General features: G+C 71.4%; 18 protein-coding genes, 1 tRNA gene and 1 riboswitch. Of the genes, 6 read left to right on the forward strand and 13 right to left on the reverse strand.

The genetic code is table 11. The annotated features are described in order from the left end of the window. From E7Z54_RS17515 to cobN, 4 genes are all read right to left on the reverse strand, one after another. On the reverse strand, positions 1-337 hold a 337-nt coding region (locus E7Z54_RS17515; protein WP_136435906.1), incomplete at its 3' end, for a precorrin-6A/cobalt-precorrin-6A reductase. Next, positions 334-1,758 (reverse strand): cobyric acid synthase, encoded by a 1,425-nt coding sequence (locus E7Z54_RS17520; protein WP_136435908.1) that lies wholly within the window; start codon positions 1,756-1,758, stop codon positions 334-336. The genes E7Z54_RS17520 and E7Z54_RS17515, both read right to left, overlap by 4 nt. Before the next feature lie 88 nt (positions 1,759-1,846). After that, complete coding sequence (locus tag E7Z54_RS17525; RefSeq protein ID WP_136435910.1) at positions 1,847-2,536, reverse strand: precorrin 6A synthase; 690 nt, start codon at positions 2,534-2,536, stop codon at positions 1,847-1,849. A gap of 52 nt (positions 2,537-2,588) precedes the next feature. Further along, on the reverse strand, positions 2,589-6,266 hold the full coding sequence (gene cobN / locus E7Z54_RS17530; protein ID WP_136435912.1) for a cobaltochelatase subunit CobN: 3,678 nt from the start codon (positions 6,264-6,266) through the stop codon (positions 2,589-2,591). A gap of 27 nt (positions 6,267-6,293) precedes the next feature. Continuing rightward, positions 6,294-6,438: riboswitch (cobalamin riboswitch) on the reverse strand. Here cobN and E7Z54_RS17535 point away from each other — a divergent pair. Then, positions 6,432-6,980: a hypothetical protein gene (locus E7Z54_RS17535; RefSeq protein WP_136435914.1), complete on the forward strand. Its 549-nt coding sequence runs from the start codon at positions 6,432-6,434 to the stop codon at positions 6,978-6,980. Its footprint overlaps the riboswitch before it by 7 nt. Here the strand turns inward: E7Z54_RS17535 and E7Z54_RS17540 are convergent. Continuing rightward, positions 6,959-8,512 carry an AMP-binding protein gene (locus tag E7Z54_RS17540; protein ID WP_136435915.1) on the reverse strand — a complete coding sequence of 518 codons (1,554 nt, stop codon included), beginning with the start codon at positions 8,510-8,512 and terminating at the stop codon, positions 6,959-6,961. The two genes, E7Z54_RS17535 and E7Z54_RS17540, sit on opposite strands and share 22 nt — an antisense overlap. Positions 8,513-8,703: 191 nt before the next feature. Between E7Z54_RS17540 and E7Z54_RS23420 the strand changes: the two genes are divergently transcribed. The 3 genes from E7Z54_RS23420 to E7Z54_RS17555 are packed head-to-tail and all read left to right on the forward strand — an operon-like array spanning position 8,704 to position 11,295. Continuing rightward, a complete protein-coding gene (locus E7Z54_RS23420) occupies positions 8,704-9,168 on the forward strand; it encodes a hypothetical protein (RefSeq protein WP_168798400.1) in 465 nt (154 codons plus the stop codon). After that, positions 9,116-10,627 (forward strand): sensor histidine kinase, encoded by a 1,512-nt coding sequence (locus E7Z54_RS17550; RefSeq protein ID WP_136435917.1) that lies wholly within the window; start codon positions 9,116-9,118, stop codon positions 10,625-10,627. Before E7Z54_RS23420 ends, E7Z54_RS17550 begins: the two co-directional genes overlap by 53 nt. Then, positions 10,612-11,295, forward strand: a complete 684-nt coding sequence (locus E7Z54_RS17555; RefSeq protein WP_136435919.1) for a response regulator transcription factor — start codon at positions 10,612-10,614, stop codon at positions 11,293-11,295. The genes E7Z54_RS17550 and E7Z54_RS17555 overlap by 16 nt, the downstream gene beginning before the upstream one ends. Positions 11,296-11,306: 11 nt before the next feature. Here E7Z54_RS17555 and E7Z54_RS17560 read toward each other — a convergent pair whose 3' ends face one another. The 3 genes from E7Z54_RS17560 to E7Z54_RS17570 form a co-directional block, all read right to left on the reverse strand. Next, positions 11,307-12,182 (reverse strand): serine/threonine-protein kinase, encoded by an 876-nt coding sequence (locus E7Z54_RS17560; RefSeq protein WP_136435921.1) that lies wholly within the window; start codon positions 12,180-12,182, stop codon positions 11,307-11,309. An 8-nt stretch (positions 12,183-12,190) separates the two neighbouring features. Next, positions 12,191-12,721 carry a hypothetical protein gene (locus tag E7Z54_RS17565; protein ID WP_136435923.1) on the reverse strand — a complete coding sequence of 177 codons (531 nt, stop codon included), beginning with the start codon at positions 12,719-12,721 and terminating at the stop codon, positions 12,191-12,193. 117 nt (positions 12,722-12,838) lie between these two features. After that, positions 12,839-13,639 (reverse strand): siderophore-interacting protein, encoded by an 801-nt coding sequence (locus E7Z54_RS17570; protein ID WP_136435925.1) that lies wholly within the window; start codon positions 13,637-13,639, stop codon positions 12,839-12,841. A 625-nt stretch (positions 13,640-14,264) separates the two neighbouring features. Here E7Z54_RS17570 and E7Z54_RS17575 point away from each other — a divergent pair. Beyond that, complete coding sequence (locus tag E7Z54_RS17575) at positions 14,265-14,669, forward strand: hypothetical protein (protein WP_136435927.1); 405 nt, start codon at positions 14,265-14,267, stop codon at positions 14,667-14,669. A 1,090-nt stretch (positions 14,670-15,759) separates the two neighbouring features. Here the strand turns inward: E7Z54_RS17575 and E7Z54_RS17580 are convergent. The 4 genes from E7Z54_RS17580 to E7Z54_RS17595 all read right to left on the reverse strand — a co-directional run bounded on the left by E7Z54_RS17580 (position 15,760) and on the right by E7Z54_RS17595 (position 18,602). After that, positions 15,760-15,831, reverse strand: a tRNA-Val gene (locus E7Z54_RS17580). Between the two features lie 224 nt (positions 15,832-16,055). Beyond that, on the reverse strand, positions 16,056-16,535 hold the full coding sequence (locus E7Z54_RS17585; RefSeq protein ID WP_136435929.1) for a peroxiredoxin: 480 nt from the start codon (positions 16,533-16,535) through the stop codon (positions 16,056-16,058). Beyond that, positions 16,532-18,163: an AMP-binding protein gene (locus E7Z54_RS17590; RefSeq protein WP_136435931.1), complete on the reverse strand. Its 1,632-nt coding sequence runs from the start codon at positions 18,161-18,163 to the stop codon at positions 16,532-16,534. Before E7Z54_RS17590 ends, E7Z54_RS17585 begins: the two co-directional genes overlap by 4 nt. Before the next feature lie 10 nt (positions 18,164-18,173). After that, a complete protein-coding gene (locus tag E7Z54_RS17595) occupies positions 18,174-18,602 on the reverse strand; it encodes a DUF3052 domain-containing protein (protein ID WP_136435933.1) in 429 nt (142 codons plus the stop codon). A gap of 167 nt (positions 18,603-18,769) precedes the next feature. Between E7Z54_RS17595 and aceE the strand changes: the two genes are divergently transcribed. Next, complete coding sequence (aceE, locus tag E7Z54_RS17600) at positions 18,770-21,580, forward strand: pyruvate dehydrogenase (acetyl-transferring), homodimeric type (protein ID WP_136435935.1); 2,811 nt, start codon at positions 18,770-18,772, stop codon at positions 21,578-21,580. Here aceE and E7Z54_RS17605 read toward each other — a convergent pair. After that, positions 21,520-22,536, reverse strand: coding sequence for an alpha/beta fold hydrolase (locus E7Z54_RS17605; protein WP_136435937.1), 1,017 nt, complete (start codon positions 22,534-22,536; stop codon positions 21,520-21,522). The two genes, aceE and E7Z54_RS17605, sit on opposite strands and share 61 nt — an antisense overlap. Between the last annotated feature and the right edge of the window lie 5 nt (positions 22,537-22,541).

Below are 22,541 nucleotides of genomic sequence, written 5' to 3' on the forward strand. Positions count from 1 at the left end.
CGTGGTCGTCGACCCAGTGCCACTCGCCGATGGGGTCGGCCCAGCCCGGGCGCTCGAACCGCAGCAGCGGCAGGCCCTCGGCCGCGCACGCCTCCGCGGCGTTGCGGGTCATCCCCTGCGCGAAGGGATGGGTGGCGTCGACCACGACGTCGTACTCCTGCAGCTCGCGACGCAGGCCCGCCACCCCGCCGAAGCCGCCGATGCGGACCTCGCCCACAGGAAGCCGCGGCCGTGCGACCCGACCGGCGAGGGAGGACGTCACCTGGACCCCCTGCTCGACCAGCACGGCAGCGAGGTCACGCGCCTCGGACGTGCCTCCGAGCAGCAGCACCCTCACGTCAGGCCGCCAGCGAGGGTCGGCATGAGCGGAACACCGTCCCGGGCCAGGGCGAGCAGCGCGTCGACGTCGAGGTGCTGCTCCACGAGGTCGCCCAGCACGTCGATCCGACGCTGCCGCGCAGCAGGGAAGGACGCCGCACTCACGACGCCGAGCGCGTCGGCGAGGTAGGCCGAGCGCGTCGCGTCGTCCTCGAAGCTGCCGTGCACCATGGTGGCGGTGACCGGACCCCGGCGAAGCTCACCGCGGACCCGGCCGTGGTGGATCTCGTAACCAGCCGGCTGGTGCGCGCGCAGCACCTTCTCCTCGTCGAACGTCGTCACCAGGTCGAGCAGGCCGAGCCCGTCGACCGTCGCGCCCTGCGGTCCCTCGATCCCGGCGGGGTCCTCGATCCGGCGGCCGAGCATCTGGCAGCCGCCGCAGATGCCGAGGACCGGCCGTCCGGCGGCGACGTGGCGCTCGATGGCGGTGTCCAGGCCGCGCGCCCGGAGCCAGGCGAGGTCGGCGATCGTCGAGCGGGTGCCGGGCAGCACGACCAGGTCGGCCTCGGCGAGTCTCGTCGGGTCGGAGACGAACGTGACGTCCAGGCCGGGCTCGAGTCCCAGCGCGTCGACGTCGGTGAAGTTGCTGATCCGCGGCAGCCGCACCACGGCGACCTTGCGCGCCTGCGCACCCGGTGTCCGCCGGCCCTCGATGTCGAGCGCGTCCTCGGAGTCCAGCCAGAGGTCCGGGTGCCACGGAAGGACGCCGTACGTCGGCCGGCCGGTACGGCGCCACAGGTCGGCCAGGCCCGGGTCGAGGAGCGACACCTCGCCGCGGAACTTGTTGACGACGAATCCCGCGACCAGTCGCTGGTCGGCCGGCTCGAGCAGCGCGAGGGTGCCGTAGGCCGCGGCGAACCAGCCGCCGCGGTCGATGTCACCGACCACCACCGTCGGCACCTCGCCGTGACGGGCGAGCCCGAGGTTCACGTAGTCGGACGCCCGCAGGTTGATCTCGGCCGGGCTGCCGGCTCCCTCGGCGATCACGACGTCGAACCGCGCGCGGAGGTCGTCGAAGGCCGCGTGGGCGGTCGCCGCGAGCCGGGCCCGGCCGTCCACCCAGTTGCTCGCCGAGACCGTCCCGTCGGGCTGCCCCAGCCGCACCACGTGGCTGCGCCGGTCGCTGCCAGGCTTGAGCAGCACGGGGTTCATCGCGACCTCGGGCTCCACACCGGCCGCGATCGACTGCACCCACTGCGCACGGCCGATCTCACCCGCAGCGCCATGCTGGTCGAGCACGACCATGGAGTTGTTGGACATGTTCTGCGCCTTGTACGGCGCCACCCTGATGCCGCGCCGGGCCAAGGCTCGGCACAGGCCGGTCACCACGACGGTCTTGCCGGCGTCGGAGGTGGTGCCGGCGATGAGGAGGGCGGTCATTGCAGGAATCGCCGGTTCACCGGTGATTCCCGCACTTCCCGGCCGTTGCAACGCCCGAGAAGTGCCAGCACCGGCCGGGTCGTGTGACTCATGAGGCCCTCCTCAGCAAGAACAGGTCCATCACCCAGCCCGCCTCGGCCTTCGCGGCCTCGCGCGCGGCGACCAGCTCCTCCAGCACGTCGCCCACACGGCCTCCGACCAGGCGCTCTCCCACGCCGCCGAGGTTGGCGCCCCACCAGATCTGCCAGTCCTCGAACCCGCCGAGGTCGACCCCGGCGGTCAGCATCACCACGAGGTTGCCCTGGCCCGCCGCCGCGTCGTCCCGCAGCCGCCGGGCAGTGGTCACGTGCACCGGGGCGCCGACGTCGTGCAGGACGATCCGGTGTCGCGCAGCCAGCACTTGCGGCGCGCTGATCCCTGGGAGTACGTCGTAGGGCACGCCCAGCTCCTCGACCACGCGGATCGTGCCGTCGTATAGCGACGGGTCGCCCCACACGAGGAAGGCGGCGACCCCGCCCCGCTCGGCCAGCACACCGCGGTACGCGGCCAGCCGGGCGTCGTACCAGTCGGAGACGGCGCGCTCGTAGCCGGCGGCTGACAGCCCCGGCGCGCGGTCCCGCGCCGGGTCGGGCACCACGACCAGCTGGACCCCGTGCGCCTCGCACACCGCACGTCGTACGGCGAGGAGCGGGTCGTCGGTGCGCTTCTCGACCGCAACGGCGTAGTCACAGTCCCGCAGCGCCGCGGCGACCTCCGGGGTGACGTGTTGGGGGCCCATGCCGAAACCGAGCACCCGCACCTCAGCGACCCGACCCTCAGCGACCCGACCCTCAGCCACCGGCACCGCCCGGCCGCCGGTCGCCGCGCTCCTCGTCAGCCTGCGCCTCCAGGTCGCCCTCCACCTCGAGGTAGGCCTGCTGCAGCCCGGCGAGGATGTCCGGATCCGGCGCGGCCCACAGGCCCCGCTCGGCCGCCTCGTGCAGCCGCTCGACGATGCTGCGCAGCGCCCACGGGTTCGACTTGCGAAGGAACGCCTGGTTGGTCTCGTCGAGCACGTACTCCTTCGCCAGCGACTCATACATCCAGTCGTGCACCACGCCGGCTGTCGCGTCGAAGCCGAAGAGGTAGTCGACGGTGGCCGCGAGCTCGAACGCCCCCTTGTAGCCGTGCCGCTGCATCGCGCCGATCCAGCGCGGGTTGACCACCCGGGCGCGGAACACCCGGTTGGTTTCCTCCTGCAGCGTCCGGGTGCGCACGGCGTCGGGCGAGGTCGAGTCGCCGACGTAGGCCTTCGGGTCCGCGCCGGTCAGCGCGCGGACCGTGGCCACCATCCCGCCGTGGTACTGGAAGTAGTCGTCACTGTCGGCGATGTCGTGCTCGCGGGTGTCGACGTTCTTGGCCGCCACCTTGATCCGCCGGTAGTTCGCCCGCATGTCGTCGGCCGCCGGTGCCCCGTCGAGCCCACGGCCGTAGGCGAAGCCGCCCCAGGCGGTGTAGACCTCGGCGAGGTCGGCGTCGTCGCGCCACGTGCCGGACTCGACGGCCTGCAGGATGCCCGCGCCGTAGGAGCCCGGCTTGGAGCCGAAGATCCGGGTGGTCGCCCGCCGCTCGTCGCCGTGCTCGGCCAGGTCGGCCTGCGCGTGGGCGCGCACGAAGTTCTGGTCCGCCGGCTCGTCGAGCGCGGCGACCAACCGGACCGCGTCGTCGAGCATCGCCACCACGTGCGGGAACGCGTCGCGGAAGAAGCCGGAGATCCGCACCGTGACGTCGACCCGCGGCCGCCCCAGCTCCTCGAGGGGTACGACGGCAAGGTCGGTCACACGACGCGACGCCTCGTCCCACTCGGGACGGACGCCGAGCAGCGCGAGCACCTCGGCGATGTCGTCGCCGCTGGTGCGCATGGCCGAGGTGCCCCACACCGAGAGGCCGACCGACTCCGGGTAACGGCCCTCCTCCTCGACGTAGCGGCGCAGCAGCGAGTCGGCCATCGCCAGGCCGGTCTGCCAGGCCAGCCGGGACGGCACCGCGCGCGGGTCGACGGTGTAGAAGTTCCGGCCGGTGGGCAGCACGTTGACCAGGCCGCGCAGCGGCGACCCCGACGGACCGGAGCGCACGAAGCCGCCCTCCAGCGCGTGCAGGGTGGCGTCCAGCTCGTCGGTCGTGCGGGCCAGGCGGGGCGCCACCTCGGTGGCCGCGAAGGCCAGCACCCGCTGGACCTCCGGGTCGTCGTGCAGCTCCGTGGCGCGGACCGGGTCCCAGCCCGCCTTCTCCATGGCCTCGACCAGCTCGCGAGCCTCGGACTCCACGGTGTCGACCAGCGTGGTCGGGGCGTCGACGGGCAGTCCGAGCGCCGCCCGCAGTCCCGGCACCGCCTGCGCCTGGCCGCCCCACACCTGCGCGGCCCGCAGGATCGCGAGCACCAGGTTGACCCGCGCCGCGCCCTCCGGCGCCTGGCCGAGCACGTGCAGGCCGTCGCGGATCTGGGCGTCCTTGATCTCGCAGAGCCAGCCGTCGACGTGCAGGAGGAAGTCGTCGAACTCCTCGTCGTCCGGCCGCTCCTCGAGCCCGAGGTCGCGGTGCATCTCGGCCGCGCGCATCAGGTTCCAGATCTCGCCACGGATGGCCGGCAGCTTCGCCGGGTCCATCGACGCGATGTTGCCGTACTCGTCCAGCAGCTGCTCGAGCCGGGCGATGTCGCCGTACGACTCCGCCCGCGCCATCGGCGGCACCAGGTGGTCGACGATCGTGGCGTGGGCGCGCCGCTTGGCCTGCGCGCCCTCACCGGGGTCGTTGACGAGGAACGGGTACACCAGCGGGAGGTCGCCCAGCACGGCGTCGGTGGCGCACTCCGCCGACAGGGCGGCGTTCTTGCCCGGCAGCCACTCCATCGAGCCGTGCTTGCCGAGGTGCACGACCGCGTGCGCCCCGAAGCCGCCGTCCTCGACCCGGTTGCCGAGCCAGCGGTACGCCGCGACGTAGTGGTGGCTCGGGGCGAGGTCGGGGTCGTGGTAGATCGCGACCGGGTTCTCGCCGAACCCGCGCGGCGGCTGGATCAGGAGCACCAGCTTGCCGGCCCGGAGGGTGGCCAGCACGATCTCGCGGCGTCCGTCCTCCTCGCGCACGAACAGCTCGCCCGGCGCCTGCCCCCACGCCTCCTCGATGCCGGCTCGCAGCCTCGCCGGCAGCGCACCGAACCAGCGGCCGTAGTCCGCCGCTGGTATCCGGGTGTGGGCGTCCCCGAGCTGCGCCTCGGTCAACCACTCCTCGTCCTGGCCGCCCGCCGCGATCAGGGCGTGGATCAGCGCGTCGCCGGCCTCGGTGTCGTCGGCCATCTCGAGGATCCGCACGACCTCGTTGTCCTGCCCCAGGTCGTAGCCGTCGTCCCGCAGCCGCCGCAGCAGGCGCACGGTCGACACGGGAGTGTCGAGCCCGACCGCGTTGCCGACCCGTGAGTGCTTGGTGGGATAGGCCGAGAGCATCAGCGCCAGCCGCTTCTCCGGGTTCGGCACCCGGCGCAGCCGCGCGTGGTTGACCGCGATCCCCGCGACCCGCGCGCAGCGCTCCGCGTCGGCGACGTACGACGGCAGGCCGGCCGGGTCGCTCGGGTCGACCTCCTTGAACGAGAACGGCGCGGTGATGATCCGCCCGTCGAACTCCGGGATCGCCACCTGGCTGGCGGAGTCGAGCGGGCTCACGCCGTCGTCGGACTCCTCCCACTCGGCACGGCTGCTGGTCAGGCACAGCCCTTGGAGGACCGGGATGTCGAGCGCCGCGATCCGCTCCACGTCCCAGGTCTCGTCGTCGCCGCCGGCGCTCACCGCGGCCGGCACGCTGCCGCCGGCGGCGAGGACCGTGACCACCAGCGCGTCCAGCGAGCCCAGCGACTCATAGAGGTCGTCCGGCGCCGCCCGCAGCGATCCCGCGAAGACCGGCACCCCCACCGCCTCACCGGTCGCGTCGATCGCGTCGCAGAGGGCGTGCACGAAGCCGGTGTTCCCGCTCGCGTGGTGCGCCCGGTAGAACAGCACCCCCACCCGCACCGGCTCCTCTGCGGACGCGGCGGTCTGCCTCGCGGCCGCCGGCCGGTCGAGGATCCCCCACTGCGGGATCACCTGCGGAGCCTCGAAGCCCTCGCCCGTGAGCAGCACCGTGTCCGAGAGGAACCGGTGCAGCTGCTCGAGGTTCCGTGGCCCGCCCTCGGCCAGGTACCGGTGCGCCTCGGCGGCGACGCCGACCGGCACGGTCGACTCCTCCATCAGCTCCGCGCTGGGCGTGAGCTCGCCGCCCAGCACCACCACCGGACGGCCGGCGGCGCGGACGGCGGCCAGCTCGGCGTCGTACTGCTGCGGGGAGCCGAGCAGCCGGACGACAGCGAGGTCGCTCTCCTCCGCCAGCCGTCGCAGGTCGGCGACGTCGCAGCGCCCGGGGTTGGCCCAGGTGTAGTCGGCACCGCTCGCGCGGGCCGACAGCAGGTCGGTGTCGGACGTGGACAGCAGTGCAACCCGCACGGTTCCTCCTCGGGGTTCACGCCCCTCATCGGTCGGTCGCCCGTGGCCAGTGTCTGGCTTCCCCGCGCCGTGGAGCGACGCGGGTTCACAGTGGCGGAACCGCCCCGGACTCTTCACCGGGTTCCTGCTCCACGGGCGTGTGGAGGCTCAGCCTACGGTGAACCCGTGAGCACGCAGCAGGCGCCCGGCCTCCAGGTCTCGGTGCACGGACACCCGAACGCCGACACCCTCCTCCTCTGGCACCCCCTGGTGCGCACGGATCCGGAGGCGGTGGCCGCGCTCGCGACCCGGATCGCCGGCCGTGGCGGGTTCCGGGTCGTGGTGCCGCACTGGGCCGACGGCCGAGACCTGCTGCGCTCCGTGCGCTACGCCCGCACGTCGACGGTGCACCCACCGGACGCACTGTCGGTCGTGGGGTACGGCGAGGCGGGTGTCGCCGCGTTGAGCTTGGCGCTCCACCAGCGCCGGCTCGGCATCGGCCTCGCCCGGGTCACCTGCGTCGACGCGGTTCCCGGCACCAGCGACCCGATCAGCGGGCAGCAGCTCCCGGAGCCGCCGGCGAGCCCTGCTGAGTCCGTCGCGACGGCGGTCGACCTGATCGCGGGCGCCGACGAGGCCGCCGCCGAATGGGCGCGCCACACCGTCGATGACTGGCAGGCCGCCGGCTGGGCGGCCACGCTGGTGCCGGCCGATCAGTTCACCTGGCGGTTGTAGCCCTCCCAGTAGGGCGCGCGCAGCTTGAACTTCTGGAGCTTGCCGGTCGCGGTCCGTGCGAGTTCGGTGCGGAACTCCACCGACGTGGGTGCCTTGTAGCCGGCCAGGCGGTCCTTGCACCACCGGATCAGCTCGGCCTCCAGGTCCGGACCGGGCTCCGCACCCGGAGCGGCTACGACGAGCGCCTTGATGGTCTCGCCCCACCTCTCGCTCGGCACTCCGATGACACACACCTCGGCCACGTCCGGGTGCGAGAACAGCGCGTCCTCGACCTCGATCGAGGAGACGTTCTCGCCGCCGGTGATGATCACGTCCTTCTTGCGGTCCGCGATCGTGAGGTAGCCGTCGTCGGTCAGGTAGCCGCCGTCGCCGGTGTGGAACCAGCCGCCGGCCAGCGCCTTCTCAGACTCCTCCTCCTGCTCCCAGTAGCCCTCGAGCACGACGTTGGACCGCGCCAGCACCTCGCCGGCCCCCTCCTCCGACTGGTCGATCCTGAGCCGGACACCGAGCGCCGGTGCGCCGGCCCTAGTCAGCTTCGCCGCGCGCTCCTCGACCGGGAGCTGGTCCCACTCGGCGCGCGTGCGGTTGATGGTGAGCAGCGGCGAGGTCTCGGTGAGGCCGTAGATCTGGATGAACTCCCACCCCAGCTCCTCCTGCACGCGCACCACGGTCTTGGTCGGCGGCGGGGCGCCGGCCATGATGATCCGCACCCGATCCCGGCCGGGTATCTCGCCCTCCCAGTCCTGGGCTGCGTCCAGCACCGCAGCGGCCACGGCCGGAGCGGCGCACATCACGGTCACCCCGTGGTCGCGGACCCGGCGCAGGATCTCGGCGCCGTCGACCTTGCGCAGGATGATGTGCTGCGCACCGACGCCGGTCATGGCGAACGGCATGCCCCAGCCGTTGGCATGGAACTGCGGCAGCGTGTGCAGGTAGACGTCACGGTCGCCGATCTGGGCGTGCAAACCGAAGGTGAGCGCGTTCACCCAGATGTTGCGGTGGGTGATCTGCACGCCCTTGGGCCGCGCGGTGGTGCCGGAGGTGTAGTTGATCGTCGCGGTCGCCGACTCGTCGGGCTCCCACGCCTTCGGCTCCGACCCGGGCGGGGCGTAGAGCGCGTCGTCGTCGCCCAGCAGCAGCTTCTGCTCGCAGGTGACGCCCCTCAGGGACTCCTCCAGCTCCGGGTCGACGTAGAGGACGCGGGCGCCGGAGTGGTCGACGATGTACTGCACCTCGTCCGGTCGCAGTCGGAAGTTCACCGGCACGAGCACGCGGCCCCACCCGCTCACGCCGAAGAAGCTGGTGAGCAGCCGCGCGCTGTTGTGGCTGACGACGGCGACTCGCTCCCCGACGCCGATCCCCAGCTCGTCGAGCTTCGCCGCCTGGCACCGGGCGAGGGCCCCGACCTGCGCGTACGTCAGCTCGCCCTGACTCTCGGCGGGCTGGACCGGCTCGTCCACCACCCCGACCCGGTCGCCGTACACCTGCACAGCGCGGTCCAGGAAGTCGTTGACGCTGAACGGGACGAACACGGGCTCCTCCTCGGACGTTGAGATGTGACCACGGCCACTCTAGGAGCGTCGGCGACGCGGCCGAACCCTCCGCAGGAGGAGGTACGACGAGTGGCCGGTCCGGTGCGACGAGTGGCAGCCGTACAGCGCGATGAGAGATCTCTCATGGTGGTCTCACCCGCCTCCCACGTCGGCGCGACAATCTCCGGGTCATGAGCCCGCTCGCGAAGGTCCTGCTCACCCTCGCGGTCGCACTCCCCCTCGGTGGATTCGTCGCGGGGTCGCTGGTCAGCGCAGCGAACGACGAGCCGCCGCCGCGTCCTGTCGTGCAGCTCGACGACCCGTCGACCTCCATCCCCGACTCCCCCCGCTCCCCGTCACCCAGCCCTGGCCCGGACGACGACCGCGACGGCCGCGACGACCGCGACGGCCGGGATGGCCGGGACGACCGGGACGACCGGGACGACCGGGACGACCAGGACGACCAGGACGATCAGGGCCATCGGGAGGACCGCGACGACAGCGACGACGTGGGCGAGAATGACGACGCCGCGCCGAGGCCGCAGCCGCAACCGGTCCCGCGCGACGACGGCGCCGTAGCCGACAGTGGCGCCGACGATGGCGATGACGAGGACGACAGGGGCGACGACGGTGACGACGGAGGCGACGACGACTGATCGCCGGCGGCGCCTCCCGAGCCTCTCCGTCCGTCTGCGCATCACGCTGACCGTGGCCGTACTCGTCACCGCCGCCCTCGCCGGAGCAGGCCTCATCGTCCACGTCGTGGAGCTCGGACGGATCGAGCAGTCGGTCCAGCGCGAGGTGGAGCAGGAGCTCAACGAGTTCCTCGCCCTACAGCGGGAGGGCGTGGATCCGACGACCGGTCGGCCGTTCGACGTCGAATCGCTGCTCAGGCGGTTCCTCGAGCGGAACGTGCCCGACGACGACGAGCTGCTCGTCGCCTGGTACGACGACCAGCCCCGCTACCAGTTCCCGCAGCCCCACCAAGACGACCTCCCGCAGAACGCCGCCTTCCAGGCGGCCGCCCGGCCGCTCGTCACCGCCGGCGGCTCGACCCGGATCGAGACCGAGCGCGGCGAGGTGCGGATCACCAGCCAGCCGGTCACCCAGGGCGATCAGACGGGCGCGCTGCTCGTGGTGGCCTACCTCGACGAGGACCGTGCCGAGCTCAACGACACGATGCGGACCTACGCGATCGTCGCGCTGCTGTCGCTCTTCATCGTGGTCGGTGCCGCGGCCTGGCAGTCGAGTCGCCTGTTGCGTCCGCTCCGCGTGCTGCGGGAGACCGCCGAGGAGATCGGCGGCACCGATCTGTCGCGACGGATCCCCGCGTCGGGCAACGACGACATCACCGCGCTGACCCGGACCGTCAACGGCATGCTGGCCCGGCTGGAGGCCTCGTTCGCCGGGCAGCGACAGTTCCTGGACGACGCGGGGCACGAGCTGCGCACGCCGCTGACCGTTCTGCGCGGCCACCTCGAGCTGCTCGACCTCACCGATCCGGCGGAGGTCGCCGAGACCCGCCCGTTGCTGCTCGACGAGCTGGACCGGATGTCGCGGTTGGTCGGCGACCTCATCCTGCTCGCCAAGAGCGATCGGCCCGACTTCCTGGCCCTCGAGCCCAGCGACCCCGCTGCCCTGGTCACCGCGGTCGTCACCAAGGCCCGAGCTCTCGGCGACCGGGAGTGGGTTCTCGAGCTCGCTCCGAACGGCCTGCCCGCGGAGCTCGTCGTCGACGGCCAGCGGATCACCCAGGCCCTCCTCGCCCTCGCGGACAACGCCGTGAAGCACACCCGCCCCGGCGGCCGGGTCGCGATCGGGGCGACCGCCGTCGGCGCGACCCTCCGCTGCTGGGTGCACGACGACGGTCCGGGCGTCGCTCCGGAGGACCGGGTGCGGATCTTCCAGCGCTTCGGCCGTGCCGTCGTACCCCAGGGGGACGACGGGTTCGGCCTGGGCCTGTCGATCGTCACGGCGATCGCCCACGCCCACGGAGGTACGGCGTACCTCGACCCGTATACCGAACGCGGAGCACGGTTCGTAATGGACCTGCCCGCGGTGCGACCCGCGGCCGCCACTGCCAGCACCCAGGAGGTCCGATGGCCCGCATCCTGATCGTGGAGGACGAGGAGCGGATCGCCTCCTTCGTCGCCAAGGGCCTGCGGGCCGAAGGACACCAGGCGACCGTCGCAGCGGACGGCGCGACCGGGCTCGATCATGCACTGTCGGGCGAGTTCGACCTCGTCGTGCTCGACATCGGGCTGCCCGGCCTGGATGGCTTCGAGGTGCTCGACCAGCTGCGCGCACAAGGCTCGAGGGTGCCGGTGATCGTGCTGACCGCCCGCGACTCGGTCAAGGACACCGTGACCGCGCTCGAGAGCGGCGCCGACGACTACATGCCGAAGCCCTTCCGGTTCGCCGAGCTCAACGCGCGGGTCCGCCTGCGACTGCGCCACGCGACCGCCGGCAGCGCCGGCGACGGCGCCATCGGCACCCTCGACGCCCTCGAGGCCGGCGGCGTCCGCCTCGACCTCCGCACCCGCCGTGCCACCCTCGCGGAGGGGGAGGTCGAGCTCTCGGCGCGCGAGTTCGCGCTCGCGGAGATCTTCCTCCGCAACGCCGGCCAGGTGCTGTCACGGGAGCAGCTGCTCGACCATGTCTGGGGTCTCGACTTCGACCCCGGCTCCAACGTCGTCGACGTCTACGTCGGCTACCTGCGAAAGAAGCTGGGCGCCGCGGCGATCAGCACTGTGCGAGGGATGGGCTACCGGTTCGACCGGTAGCCCATCCGCGGTCAGGCACGCGACCTCCAGTTCAGCTGCGGCTTGGGCAACGCCGCCAGCTCCGGCTCCAGCGCCTCGGCGACCTCGTGCGGCAGCGGGCGGTCTCCAGGGTCCGGCTCCAGCATCGCGTGGATCGCCTTGGCGACCGCCGCCGGCACGTCCTGAGGGAGCTCCACCGGTGGCTCGAGCAGCTGCGGAAAACGGGCGGCAGGCTCCTCGGCATCCGGCACGCCCTGCGAGAACGGCCGGTATCCCGCGACGGCGTGGAACAGGGTGGTCCCCAGTCCCCAGACGTCGCTGGCGTACCCCGGCACGCCGTACGGGCCGGGCGCAGCCTGCTCCGGCGCCATGTAGGCGTCGGTGCCGATGTGGCCGGTGATCTCTGCGGCACGGTCGGCGGACCGGGCGACCGACAGGTCGATCAGGCGCGCCGGGGCACCCATCACGACGTTGCTCGGCTTGATGTCGAGGTGGCACACGTCCGCGTGCCGGAAGAAGTGCAGCGCGGAGGCGACGTCGACCGCCAGCGGCAGGTACTGCTGGGGTGACAGCCGGCGATGCTTGCGGATCAGCCGCGCCAGGCTCGGGCCCTCGACGTGCTCGAGCACCAGGTGCGGGCGCTCGGCGGCGGCGTCGTGGCGGAGCCCGCGAATCACCACCGGGTGGTGCGCGACGTCGAGCGCGGTCGCCTCACGCACCATGCTCCGCACGGTGTGCTGGTCGTCGACCTCGTCGGGTCGCACGACCTTGACGACGACGGGACCGTAGGTGATCTCGTCGAACGCGAGGTAGGCCTCGTAGGCCGACCCACCCCCGAGCAGCCGCATCGCGGTCAGCTCGGGGGTGATCGCGTCACCCTCGGCGAAGTCCCAGGACGACAGCTCCATGACTCGGCTCACCCTCGGCGGCTGTTGTTCCGGGAGCGGTCGTTGGTGCGGTTGGCCGACCAGTCCCGCTTCAGCGGTCCGGCACCGTCGTGGGTCCAGTCCCGCACGGCGCGGCCCGACCGGCTGTCGTCGCGGCCGCTGCGCGCGCCGCTGCGGGACCGGTCGCCGCTGTTCCCGGTGCAGGAGTTGTTCCGGGAGCGGTCGTTGGTGCGGTCGGCCGACCAGTCCCGCTTCAGGGGCCCGGCACCGTCGTGGGTCCAGTCCCGCACGGCGCGGCCCGACCGGCTGTCGTCGCGGCCGCTGCCGGCACCGGTGCGGCTGGCGTCTCCGCTGTTGCCCGAGCGGGAGACGCCGGTCGTGTCATCGTCATCATCGTCGTCGTCGGACACCAGGGCGATGTCCGGCGTGTCCTCCTCACGCTTCAGGGCCAGCTGCTGCTGGCCGGGCTCGGCCGGCCACGCGAGCAGGCTCACCGTGAGGCCCGAGGCGATCAGGCCCGCCGTTCCGGTCACCGTGGCCATCAGGGGCTTCCTCTTCATGGTTCCTCCTCCATCGGTCGGACGCCGGCGTTCTGCCGACAGGAGGAACCTTCCGAACCGCGGTGAGGCCGCGATGAGGTGCCGATGAGACTGCTCTCATCGGCTCAGAGTCCGTCCTCAGCCGACCTCGGCCTCCATGGCGGCGACGAAGTCGCGCTTCACCTGGCGCCACGCCTCGTCGGTCATCTCGCGGCGCCAGTAGGGCGAGCACGACATGTCTGCCCGGCTCAGTCCGCGGTCCACGAGCAGGTGCCGCCGGATCTCACGGATCTCACCGGCCTCTCCGTGGATGAACGCGTGCACGCGGCCGCGCGGGAAGGTCAGGGCCCGGACCGCTGCAGGCAACAGCTCGGCATCCTCGAGCGCACCGGTGCGGTGGAGCCACGACACGTCCAGTCGCCCGGGCGAGGACAGGGTCAGCTCGTGGTCCGGCCCGTCGCACACGAGCCGCACCACGGCCAGCGCGCCGGCGGGGACCGCCTCGAGCGACGCGGCGATGGCCGGCAGGGCGGACTCGTCACCGACCATGAAATGCCAGTCGGCCGCAGGGTCAGGGCGGTAGCCGCCGCTCGGCCCCTCGAAGACCAGCACATCCCCGGGCTCGGCGGCCGCGGCCCAGGGGCCCGCTACCCCGTCGTCGCCATGGACCACGAAGTCGACGGTGAGCTGTCGCCGTTCCGCGTCCCAGGCACGCACGGTGTATCGCCGTCGCGCCGGCCAGGCATCCTGCGGGAGTGTGGCCCGAACCTCTGCCGGGTCGAAGACCGCGTCGTAGGGCGCGCCGGCGGGACGGATGGCCACGTTGATGTAGGCGTCCGTGGCGTCGGGCATCGCGAATCCACTGAGCTCGCCATCGCCCAGCGTGAGGCGGACCAGGCCCGGCGTGAGCCGTTCGGCTGCGACTACTCGTCCGTGCATTCGTGCTCTCCATCTCAGGCAGTCAGCTGCCCGTCCGTTGTAGTTAGGCGAACCTTACTTCAGCAGGTCGCGCATCCCTGCGCCAGCCCGTGACCGGGGTCGTCGATGGGGTCAGGCAGATTCCATACCGAAATTTGGGTATACGCGTAGCGGGGTGGGTTACCGGCCTCTCATGGCGCGCACGACCGCCAGCTTCACCAGCACCGCTCACGAGCCGACCAATCCAGGTCCTCAGAGCCCCACCGCAGCCGCACCCCGCTCCCGGGCGGGGTGCGACGCGACTTGAGCGACGGCGCCGCCGTCGAGGGCCTCGGCCCGGACCACCGCAGAGCGCCCCGATCGACGGTCGGGGCTCGGTGGGCGCAACAGGGATCGACATCGTGTGCCCACACGAGGGCCTGCCAAGCGCATGGATGGCGAGTTGTAGGGGCCGCGGCCTGGTCGACCTCTCGCTCCTCTCGGGCATGGCAGTGGCCCGTCAGGGGGCCGTTCGGGGCGATTGTCTAGGCCATTGGCCCTGGGCGCCACGCGAACCAGCGAACCCTGGGTCCGGGACTGCCTACGTTGAGCCCCGAGCGACCGGGACTCACGGGGGTACCGGGCTCCACTCGGAAGGTTCGACCCAATGCACCAGTCCACCAGAATCATCGCCGCCGCCACCGCGGCAGGGTTCGTCGCGTTCGGCGCGTCCGCGTTCACCGCGACCAGCACCGTCGACGACGCGGCCATCAATGTCGGCTCCGTCGCGCAGACGGTCAGCGGCGCCACCATCACCAACGTGGCCCACACCTACACCGACTCCACCGACACCACCACCGCGATCTCGGCCAAGGCCGAGCAGCTCCTCTCCACCGCCACCGGCGTAGTCAAGGTCTCCATCAACTCCGGCACCGCCCAGAACTGCACCGTGACGGTGACCGACCTCGACCTCGACGGCGTCGACGACGGCGTCTCGGACTACAGCGACCTCGCGTGCGACATCACCGACGTCGCGAACGTGACCAACGTCCGATTCATCGTCAACGGCTGAGTCAGAGCCTGAGGCGGAGTAGACCGCTAACGCATACCCAGCCCTGCCGGTGAGCCTGTCCCCCGCCGGCAGTAGGCGGCTTCGTCTCGGGTACCGCCAAGCACCCGCGAGCCGCCGGTCGGGCGGGGCCAATCCCCGGCCCCGCCCGACCGACCTACTTTCCGCCCGACGCACCGCTCCTCGCAGTCCGTGATCCCTGCCCCCGGGTAGAGCCCTTAGTAGTCGCTCTCGGCCAGGCGCGAGGTTGTCCGTGATCGGCAAGGTCTCGGCCTGTCTGAGCAGTCGGCGGCCCGGGGTCGTCTGCTGTCTAGCGCCGTGGGGCGGCGGACCAGACCGAGCTCGACGTCGGGGGCGCGCCCATCCTCGGCCCGAGCGATCCTGAGGGTGCGGCCCTGAGCCAGGAGTGCTGGCGCCGGCGATCGCACGGAACTCGGCCGACCGCCGACTCGTCCACCGCGTTCTGGATCGATGCCGCCGGGCTGTGCCGCACAGTCTTGCGAGGACCACGCCCGCCGCATTGCCCCATCGCGCGCCGGCCGCCCAGGCCTTGGCACTGTTTGATACCCAAAATTGGGTATGCGCGGCCACAGTTCGGTTACTAGGCGCTCAGGTCGACCATGACCGCCGCGGCCGCCATCGCGGCCCGAGTGCACGACAAGCACGCTGCCGCCTGACAGGACCCCGCCTCAGCGCACCCCCTCCCAGGGGGGTGCGCTGTGCGCCGTCCAGAGCGACGCCACCACCATCTCGATCCAACGCTGCCACGACGTCGGACCGGTATCGTGCGCTCTACGTCGTCGCTTCCCGTGAGCGCCGTCGAGGCCTCGGCCGGGTTGGCACCAGATCCCATGAGGGCGGCCGGGGCCGCCACCAGGCCGCTACGCGCTGGTCGGGGCGAGCTCGCGCTGCGACCGCGCCGCCCGCCGAAGATCCCGCAGCAGTGCGCGTGCTACCTCCGGGCGGCGGAGGGGTCGAGGACGCGGCGAGCGGTGTCTCGGGTGGGGTTGATCGAGGACCTCGAGGCGTCTGTCAGGCGGTCGGCGACCGCCGACAGCTTCCGCAGGTGAGGTCCCCTACTGAGGGTTCTCGGTGGGCGCAACAGGGATCGAACCTGTGACCGCCTCGTTGTAAGCGAGGAGCTCTACCGCTGAGCTATGCGCCCCAGAAGGCGGGCACAGCGTATCGGAGGGGGCCTGTGGCGCCCGCACCAGCGTCGCCGCGCTCGGCCGGAGCACTCGGGCAAAAAAAGGTTGAACCGCCGGTGTCTCGGGTCACCAGCGGTTCAACAACTAGAACTGTAGCTCCGCTCGCTCGGCTGTCAAACCGTTCTGGATAATTTCGTTGAAAATTGACCCAAATTGGCTGGAGCCGTCAACCGATCGGCTGCTACGAGGCTGCCGCCGCGCGGAGCTGGTCGAGGTGAACCTGGAGGTCCCGAGGCTCCGTCTTGTCGTGGTGGAGCGCCCAGACCACCCGTCCGTCCTTGCCCACGACGTAGGAGGACCGCTCGGGGCAGCCGGCCTTCTCGTCGAAGACGCCATAGTCGCGCGCCACCTCGCCGTGCGGCCAGAAGTCGCTCAGCAGCTCGAGGTTGAGGCCGTCCGCGTCGCTGAACGCCCGCAGCGCGTAGACCGGGTCGCACGAGATCGCCAGCACCTCGGTGTCGAAGGTGATGAACTCGTCGAGCCGGCTGCGGATGCCGTTGAGCTCGCCGGTGCAGACACCACTGAACGCGTAGGGGTAGAAGATCAGTGCGACCGCCTTCGTCCCTTGGTACGACGACAGGGTGATGTCCTGCCCGAACTGGTCCCGCAGGGTGAAGTCGGGGGCGAGGGTGCCGAGCTCGATTCCGGCCGCGCTACTCACCCCTGAGCCCCGTCGGCCAGCAGCTCGCGCTTGAGGACCTTGCCGGTGGCGTTACGCGGCAGCTCGTCGAGGAACACGATCTCGCGGGGCACCTTGTAGCGGGCGAGGTTCTGCCGCACCCAGCCCTTGAGGTCGTCCTCCCCCAAGGCAGGGGCGTCGGGAGCGAGCACGACGAAGGCCTTCAGTCGCTCGCCGAACTCGTCGTCGTCGACACCGATCGCGGCCACCTCCAGGACCGCCTCGTGGCGGGCGAGGCAGTCCTCGACCTCCTTGGGGAAGACGTTCTCGCCGCCCGAGACGATCATCTCGTCGTCCCGGCCCTCGACGTAGAGGCGACCCTCCTGGTCGAAGCGGCCGACGTCACCGGAGGACATCAGGCCGTCGAGGAGCTCCTTGCCGCCACCCCCGGTGTAGCCCTCGATCTGGAGGTCGTTGCCGACGAAGATCCGGCCGGGCTCGCCCACCGGGACGTCCCTGCCGTCGGCATCGACGATCCTGACCACGGTCGCGTGCGGGAGCCGCCCGGCGCAGCCCGGCGCCTCGCGGAGGTCCTCCGGCGTGGCGATGGAGGCCCACGCGACCTCCGTCGAGCCGTAGACGGAGTACAGGTTGTCGCCGTACCGGTCCATCCAGCGGGTCGGCAGGTCGCCCGGCAGGGCCGAGCCGGACGAGGCGACTGCCTTGAGGTGGGGCAGCGGGTACCTGTCGAGGGTCTCCTCCGGCAGCCCGAGGATGCGCTGCAGCATCACCGGGATGACGGCGAACGAGTCGCACTCGTGGTCGTGCAGCAGCTTCAGCGCCCCCTCGGGGTCGAACTTCCTCGAGAGCACGAGGGTGGTCCCCAGCAGCATGGCCAGCTGGTAGTGGGCGAACCCCCACGTGTGGAACAGGGGCGCCGCGACGTGACATCTCCAGTTGCTGCGCAGCGGCATCCGGGAGAGCAGCGAGACAGCGGCCGGGATCCCACCCTGGGGTCGAGGAGCGCCCTTCGGCGTACCCGTGGTGCCCGAGGTCAGGATGATCGTGCGGCCGTGGCGACCCGGCGGCGTCAGGTCAGCGGTCTTGCCGGCCATCGTCGAGGCGGCGATCATGCCCTCGATGCTGTCGGGCCCGGCCTCGCCATCGGTCCAGGCGATCACCCGCTCGGCGATGTTGGCGTCCGCCAGGAGGTCGGTGAACTCCTCGTCGTGGACGACCACGCGCGGCTTCTCCCGCTCGATGACGTCGGCCAGCTGCGGCCCGGCGAACGCGGTGTTGAGGTACAAGACGTCCGCGCCGAGCTTGCTGATCGCGATCGATGCCTCGATGAAGCCGCGATGGTTGCGGCACATCACTGCGACACCATCCCCGGTACGGACGCCTCGCGCCCGAAGGGCGTGGGCGAGCGCGTTGGTGCGGGTGTGGAGCTCGGCCCAGGTCATCGAGCCGCGCTCGTCGATGATCGCCGTCTTGTCCGGCACTCGCAGCGCCAGCGTCTTGAAGCCGCCCGCAGGCACCGTGCTCCACCGTCGCAACGTGCCGAGCATGCCCGCGAGCACCACCGGCGAGTACGGCCGGAGGATGCCCGACTCGGTCAGGATCTTCAGGCTGAACGCTGCGTCCTTGACGCGCGTCGAGAGCGTACGCATGCGCCTATTGTCAGGCGACCGTCTTCGGAGCGACCAGCCGGGTGGCGGCCCAGTCCTTGCTCACCGTCGCAGTCGTCGTCTGGGAGAGACCCGCGATCGGGGCGGCCTCGGCGATGTCAGCGGCGTCGACGGCGCCGGGGCGCCCGATCTTGGGCGTCAGCAGCCAGATCACCCCACCCCCGACCAGGTCGGTCAGGGCGTCGACGAGACCGTCGACCAGGTCACCGTCATCACCACGCCACCAGAGGAGGACCGCGTCGACGACGTTGCCGTAGTCGCCGTCGACCATGTCACCGTCGATGGCGTCCTCGATCGCGACGCGGAGCTCGTCGTCGGTGTCGTTGTCCCAGCCGAGCTCCTGGACCACCATCCCCGGCTTGAGCCCCAACCGTTCGGCGGGTCCGGTGGGGGTGGTGCCGCCGGCGGCGGTCGAAGTCACGGTGGTGTCCTCCAGGCTGTTTCGGGGGTACGACGAAGTCCCGCGGTGCGCGGTCCGAGGAGTAGTCCAGCGGAGTGTGAGAGTACCGCGCAACCCCTCGCCCGCAGCAGCGTGTCGGGAAGGGGCTACTGCCGGGTAGATTTTCCGTGCGGGCGATCGGTGCAACGATGGTCCGCGTGACCTCCGACAGCCCCGCATCCGGCCCCACCCCGGCCACGCGCGCAGGCTCGGCTCCCTCGGTCATCCACGAGGGCCTGCCGACCCAGCTTCCCGACATCGACCCGGACGAGACCCAGGACTGGATCGACTCCTTCGACGCGCTCCTCGACGAACGCGGCCGCGACCGTGCGCGCTACGTCATGCTGCGCCTGCTCGAGCGCGCCCGCGAGGCGCAGGTCGGCGTCCCCGCGCTGCGCAGCACCGACTACATCAACACGATCCCGCCCGAGCGCGAGCCGTGGTTCCCCGGTGACGAGGAGGCCGAGCGCCGGATCCGCGCGTTCATCCGCTGGAACGCCGCGGTCATGGTGTCCAGCGCCAACCGCAAGGGACTCGAGGTCGGCGGCCACATCGCGACCTACCAGTCCTCGGCCAGCCTCTACGAGGTCGGCTTCAACCACTTCTTCCGCGGCAAGGAGCACCCCGGCGGCGGCGACCAGGTCTTCATCCAGGGCCACGCCTCTCCCGGCATCTACGCCCGCGCCTTCCTCGAGGGCCGGCTGAACGAGCAGCAGCTGTCCCGGTTCCGCCAGGAGGTCCAGCACGGCGCCGGCGCCGGGTTGTCGTCGTACCCCCACCCCCGTCTGATGCCGGAGTTCTGGGAGTTCCCGACGGTCTCGATGGGCCTGACCGCGATCCACTCGATCTACCAGGCCAGGTTCAACCGGTACCTGCAGAACCGCGGCATCAAGGACACCAGCCAGCAGCGGGTATGGGCCTTCATGGGTGACGGCGAGATGGCGGAGCCCGAGTCGCTCGGCGCGATCCGCGTCGCCGCCCGTGAGGAGCTCGACAACCTGGTCTGGGTCGTCAACTGCAACCTCCAGCAGCTGGACGGGCCGGTCACCGGCAACGGCAAGATCATCCAGGAGCTCGAGGCCAACTTCCGGGGCGCGGGCTGGAACGTGATCAAGGTCGTGTGGGGCCGCGAATGGGACCCGTTGCTGGCCCGTGACGTCGACGGCGTGCTGGTCAACCGGATGAACACCACGCCCGACGGTGCCTTCCAGACCTACTCGGTCGAGTCCGGCGACTACATCCGCGAGCACTTCTTCGGCGCGGACCCGCGGCTGCGGGCGATGGTCGAGCACATGTCCGACGACCAGATCCGGAAGCTGCCGCGCGGCGGCCACGACTATCGCAAGGTCTACGCCGCCTTCGACGCCGCGACCAAGCACGCCGGCCAGCCGACGGTGATCCTCGCCAAGACCATCAAGGGCTGGACGATCGAGGCGCTCGAGGGCAAGAACGCCACCCACCAGATGAAGAAGCTGACGAAGGACGACCTCCGTCGGTACCGGGACCGGCTCTACCTGCCGATCAGCGACCGGGACCTCGACCGGGCCTACGAGGAGACCGGAGCAGCACCGTTCTTCCACCCCGGGCAGGACTCCCCGGAGATCCAGTACATGCTCGAGCGCCGTGCCCAGCTGGGTGGCTCGGTCCCCCAGCGCACCGACCGCGCCCGGATGCTGACGCTCCCCGGCGACTCGGTCTACGCGGAGCTCAAGAAGGGCGCCGGCAACAACAAGGTCGCCACGACCATGGCCGCCGTCCGGCTCCTCAAGGACTGGATGAAGGACCCGGGGATCGGCTCGCGGATCGTCCCGATCGCGCCCGACGAGTACCGCACCTTCGGCATGGACGCGATGTTCCCGACCGCCAAGGTCTACAACCCCGGCGGCCAGCAGTACGAGGGCGTCGACCGCAAGCTGCTCCTCGCCTACAAGGAGTCGGCACAGGGCCAGATGCTGCACGAGGGCATCTCCGAGGCGGGAGCGATGGGATCGGCGATCGCCGCCGGATCGTCGTACGCCACCCACGGCGAGCCGATGATCCCGTTCTACATCTTCTACTCGATGTTCGGGTTCCAGCGCACGGGTGACTCGATCTGGGCGATGGCCGACCAGCTCTCACGCGGGTTCCTCATCGGGGCCACGGCGGGTCGCACCACGCTGACCGGCGAGGGCCTGCAGCATGCCGACGGCCACTCGCCGCTGATCGCGACGACCAACCCGGCCGTGGTGCACTACGACCCCGCGTTCGCCTACGAGGTCGGGCACATCATGCGTGCCGGCCTGGAGCGGATGTACGGCGCCACGGAGGAGCACCCTCGCGGCGAGGACGTGATCTTCTACATCACCGTCTACAACGAGCCGGTGGCGCAGCCGGCCGAGCCCGAGGGACTCGACGTCGAGGCGCTCCTCAAGGGGCTCTACCGCTGCTCGCAGGCCGAGGGCGAGGGTCCCCGGGTCCAGCTGCTGGCCTCGGGCGTCGGATTCCCGTGGATCGCGGAGGCGGCGCAGCTGCTCGCCGACGACTGGGGCGTCCGCGCGGACACCTGGTCGGTGACGTCCTGGAACGAGCTGGCGCGCGACGCCGTGGCTGCCGAGGAGTGGAACCTCCTGCACGCCGGCGAGGCCCACCGCACGCCGTACGTCACGGAGGCCCTGGGCGACGCGCAGGGCCCGGTCGTGGCGGTCTCGGACTACATGGCCGCAGTCCCGCTGCAGATTGCGCGCTGGGTCCCCGGTGACTACCGGGTCCTCGGCACCGACGGGTTCGGCTTCGCCGACACGCGGCCTGCCGCACGGCGCTACTTCCACGTCGACGCGCAATCGGTCGTGGTGCAGGCGCTCGCGGCTCTGGCCGACGCCGGGGAGATCGACCCCGGACGGGTGAAGGAAGCGGCGGACCGTTACCGGATCGACGACCCCACCGCGGTGGCCGGTGTCATGCAGGAGGGCGGCGACGCCTGAGCTTCGCTGGCGGCGAGCGTGCTCGCCGCCAGCGATGGCGCCCCGGTGCCGGCCTTCAGCATCCGGCGGAACCGGGCGCGGTTGTAGGACGCGGGCGGGTTGGTGACGATGAACTCGTCGAGGATCCTCACGAACCGATCGGGGTGGTCCTTGTGCGGGAAGTGCCCGGCGTCCGGAATCACCTCGACCTGAAGGTCGGGCGCGAGTGCCGCCGCGTTGCTGGCATGGCGAGCCGGGATGACCTGGTCGTCGCTGCCCCAGACGATCGCCATCGGCATCGCCGCGCTCAGGTACGCGCGGTCGGACATCGTCACGATCTGGCCCCGCCAGTCGATGACCGCACGGACGAGATGGCGGATCGCGAACCGGGTGCGCCGGTCCTTCCATGACTCGAGGATGCACGCGACCTCGCCCAGGTCGCGGGTGTACTTCCGCAGCGGACCGCCCAGGTGCTCAGCCGCGCTGCGCAGCACCAGCGTCTCAGCGTGGCGGAGCCCCGGCAGCGTGAGCACCTCCATCACGATGCCCCAGCCGGGCGCCTGGATCAGCTTGATGAATGGGCTGACCTCCGCGCCCAGGCCGCCGGTGCCGACCAGCATCACCCGCTGGGTTCGCTCCGGGAACTGGTAGGCGAACTGCATCGCGATGCCGCCACCGAAGCTGTGCCCGACGACGGTCACCTTGTCGATGCCGAGGACGGTGAGCAGGTCGCGCATGCCGTTGGCGTACCCACCGAGCGTGTAGTCGGCGCGCGGCTTGTCGGACAGGCCGTGGCCGAGCAGGTCCGGCGCGATCACGGTGTACTTCTTCGCCAGCTTGTCGATGACCGGCGCCCACGTGCTGTGGTCGCAGGCCAGACCGTGCAGCAGGAGCAGGGCCGGCCCCTCACCGATCTTGACGAAGGCGCGCCGCTTGCCGTGCAGGGTGACGTACTGCACCTCGTGATGCTCCGACATGACGT

It is taken from the genome of Nocardioides sp. (assembly GCF_004803405.1).
GTDB classification, from domain to species: domain Bacteria; phylum Actinomycetota; class Actinomycetes; order Propionibacteriales; family Nocardioidaceae; genus Nocardioides; species Nocardioides vastitatis.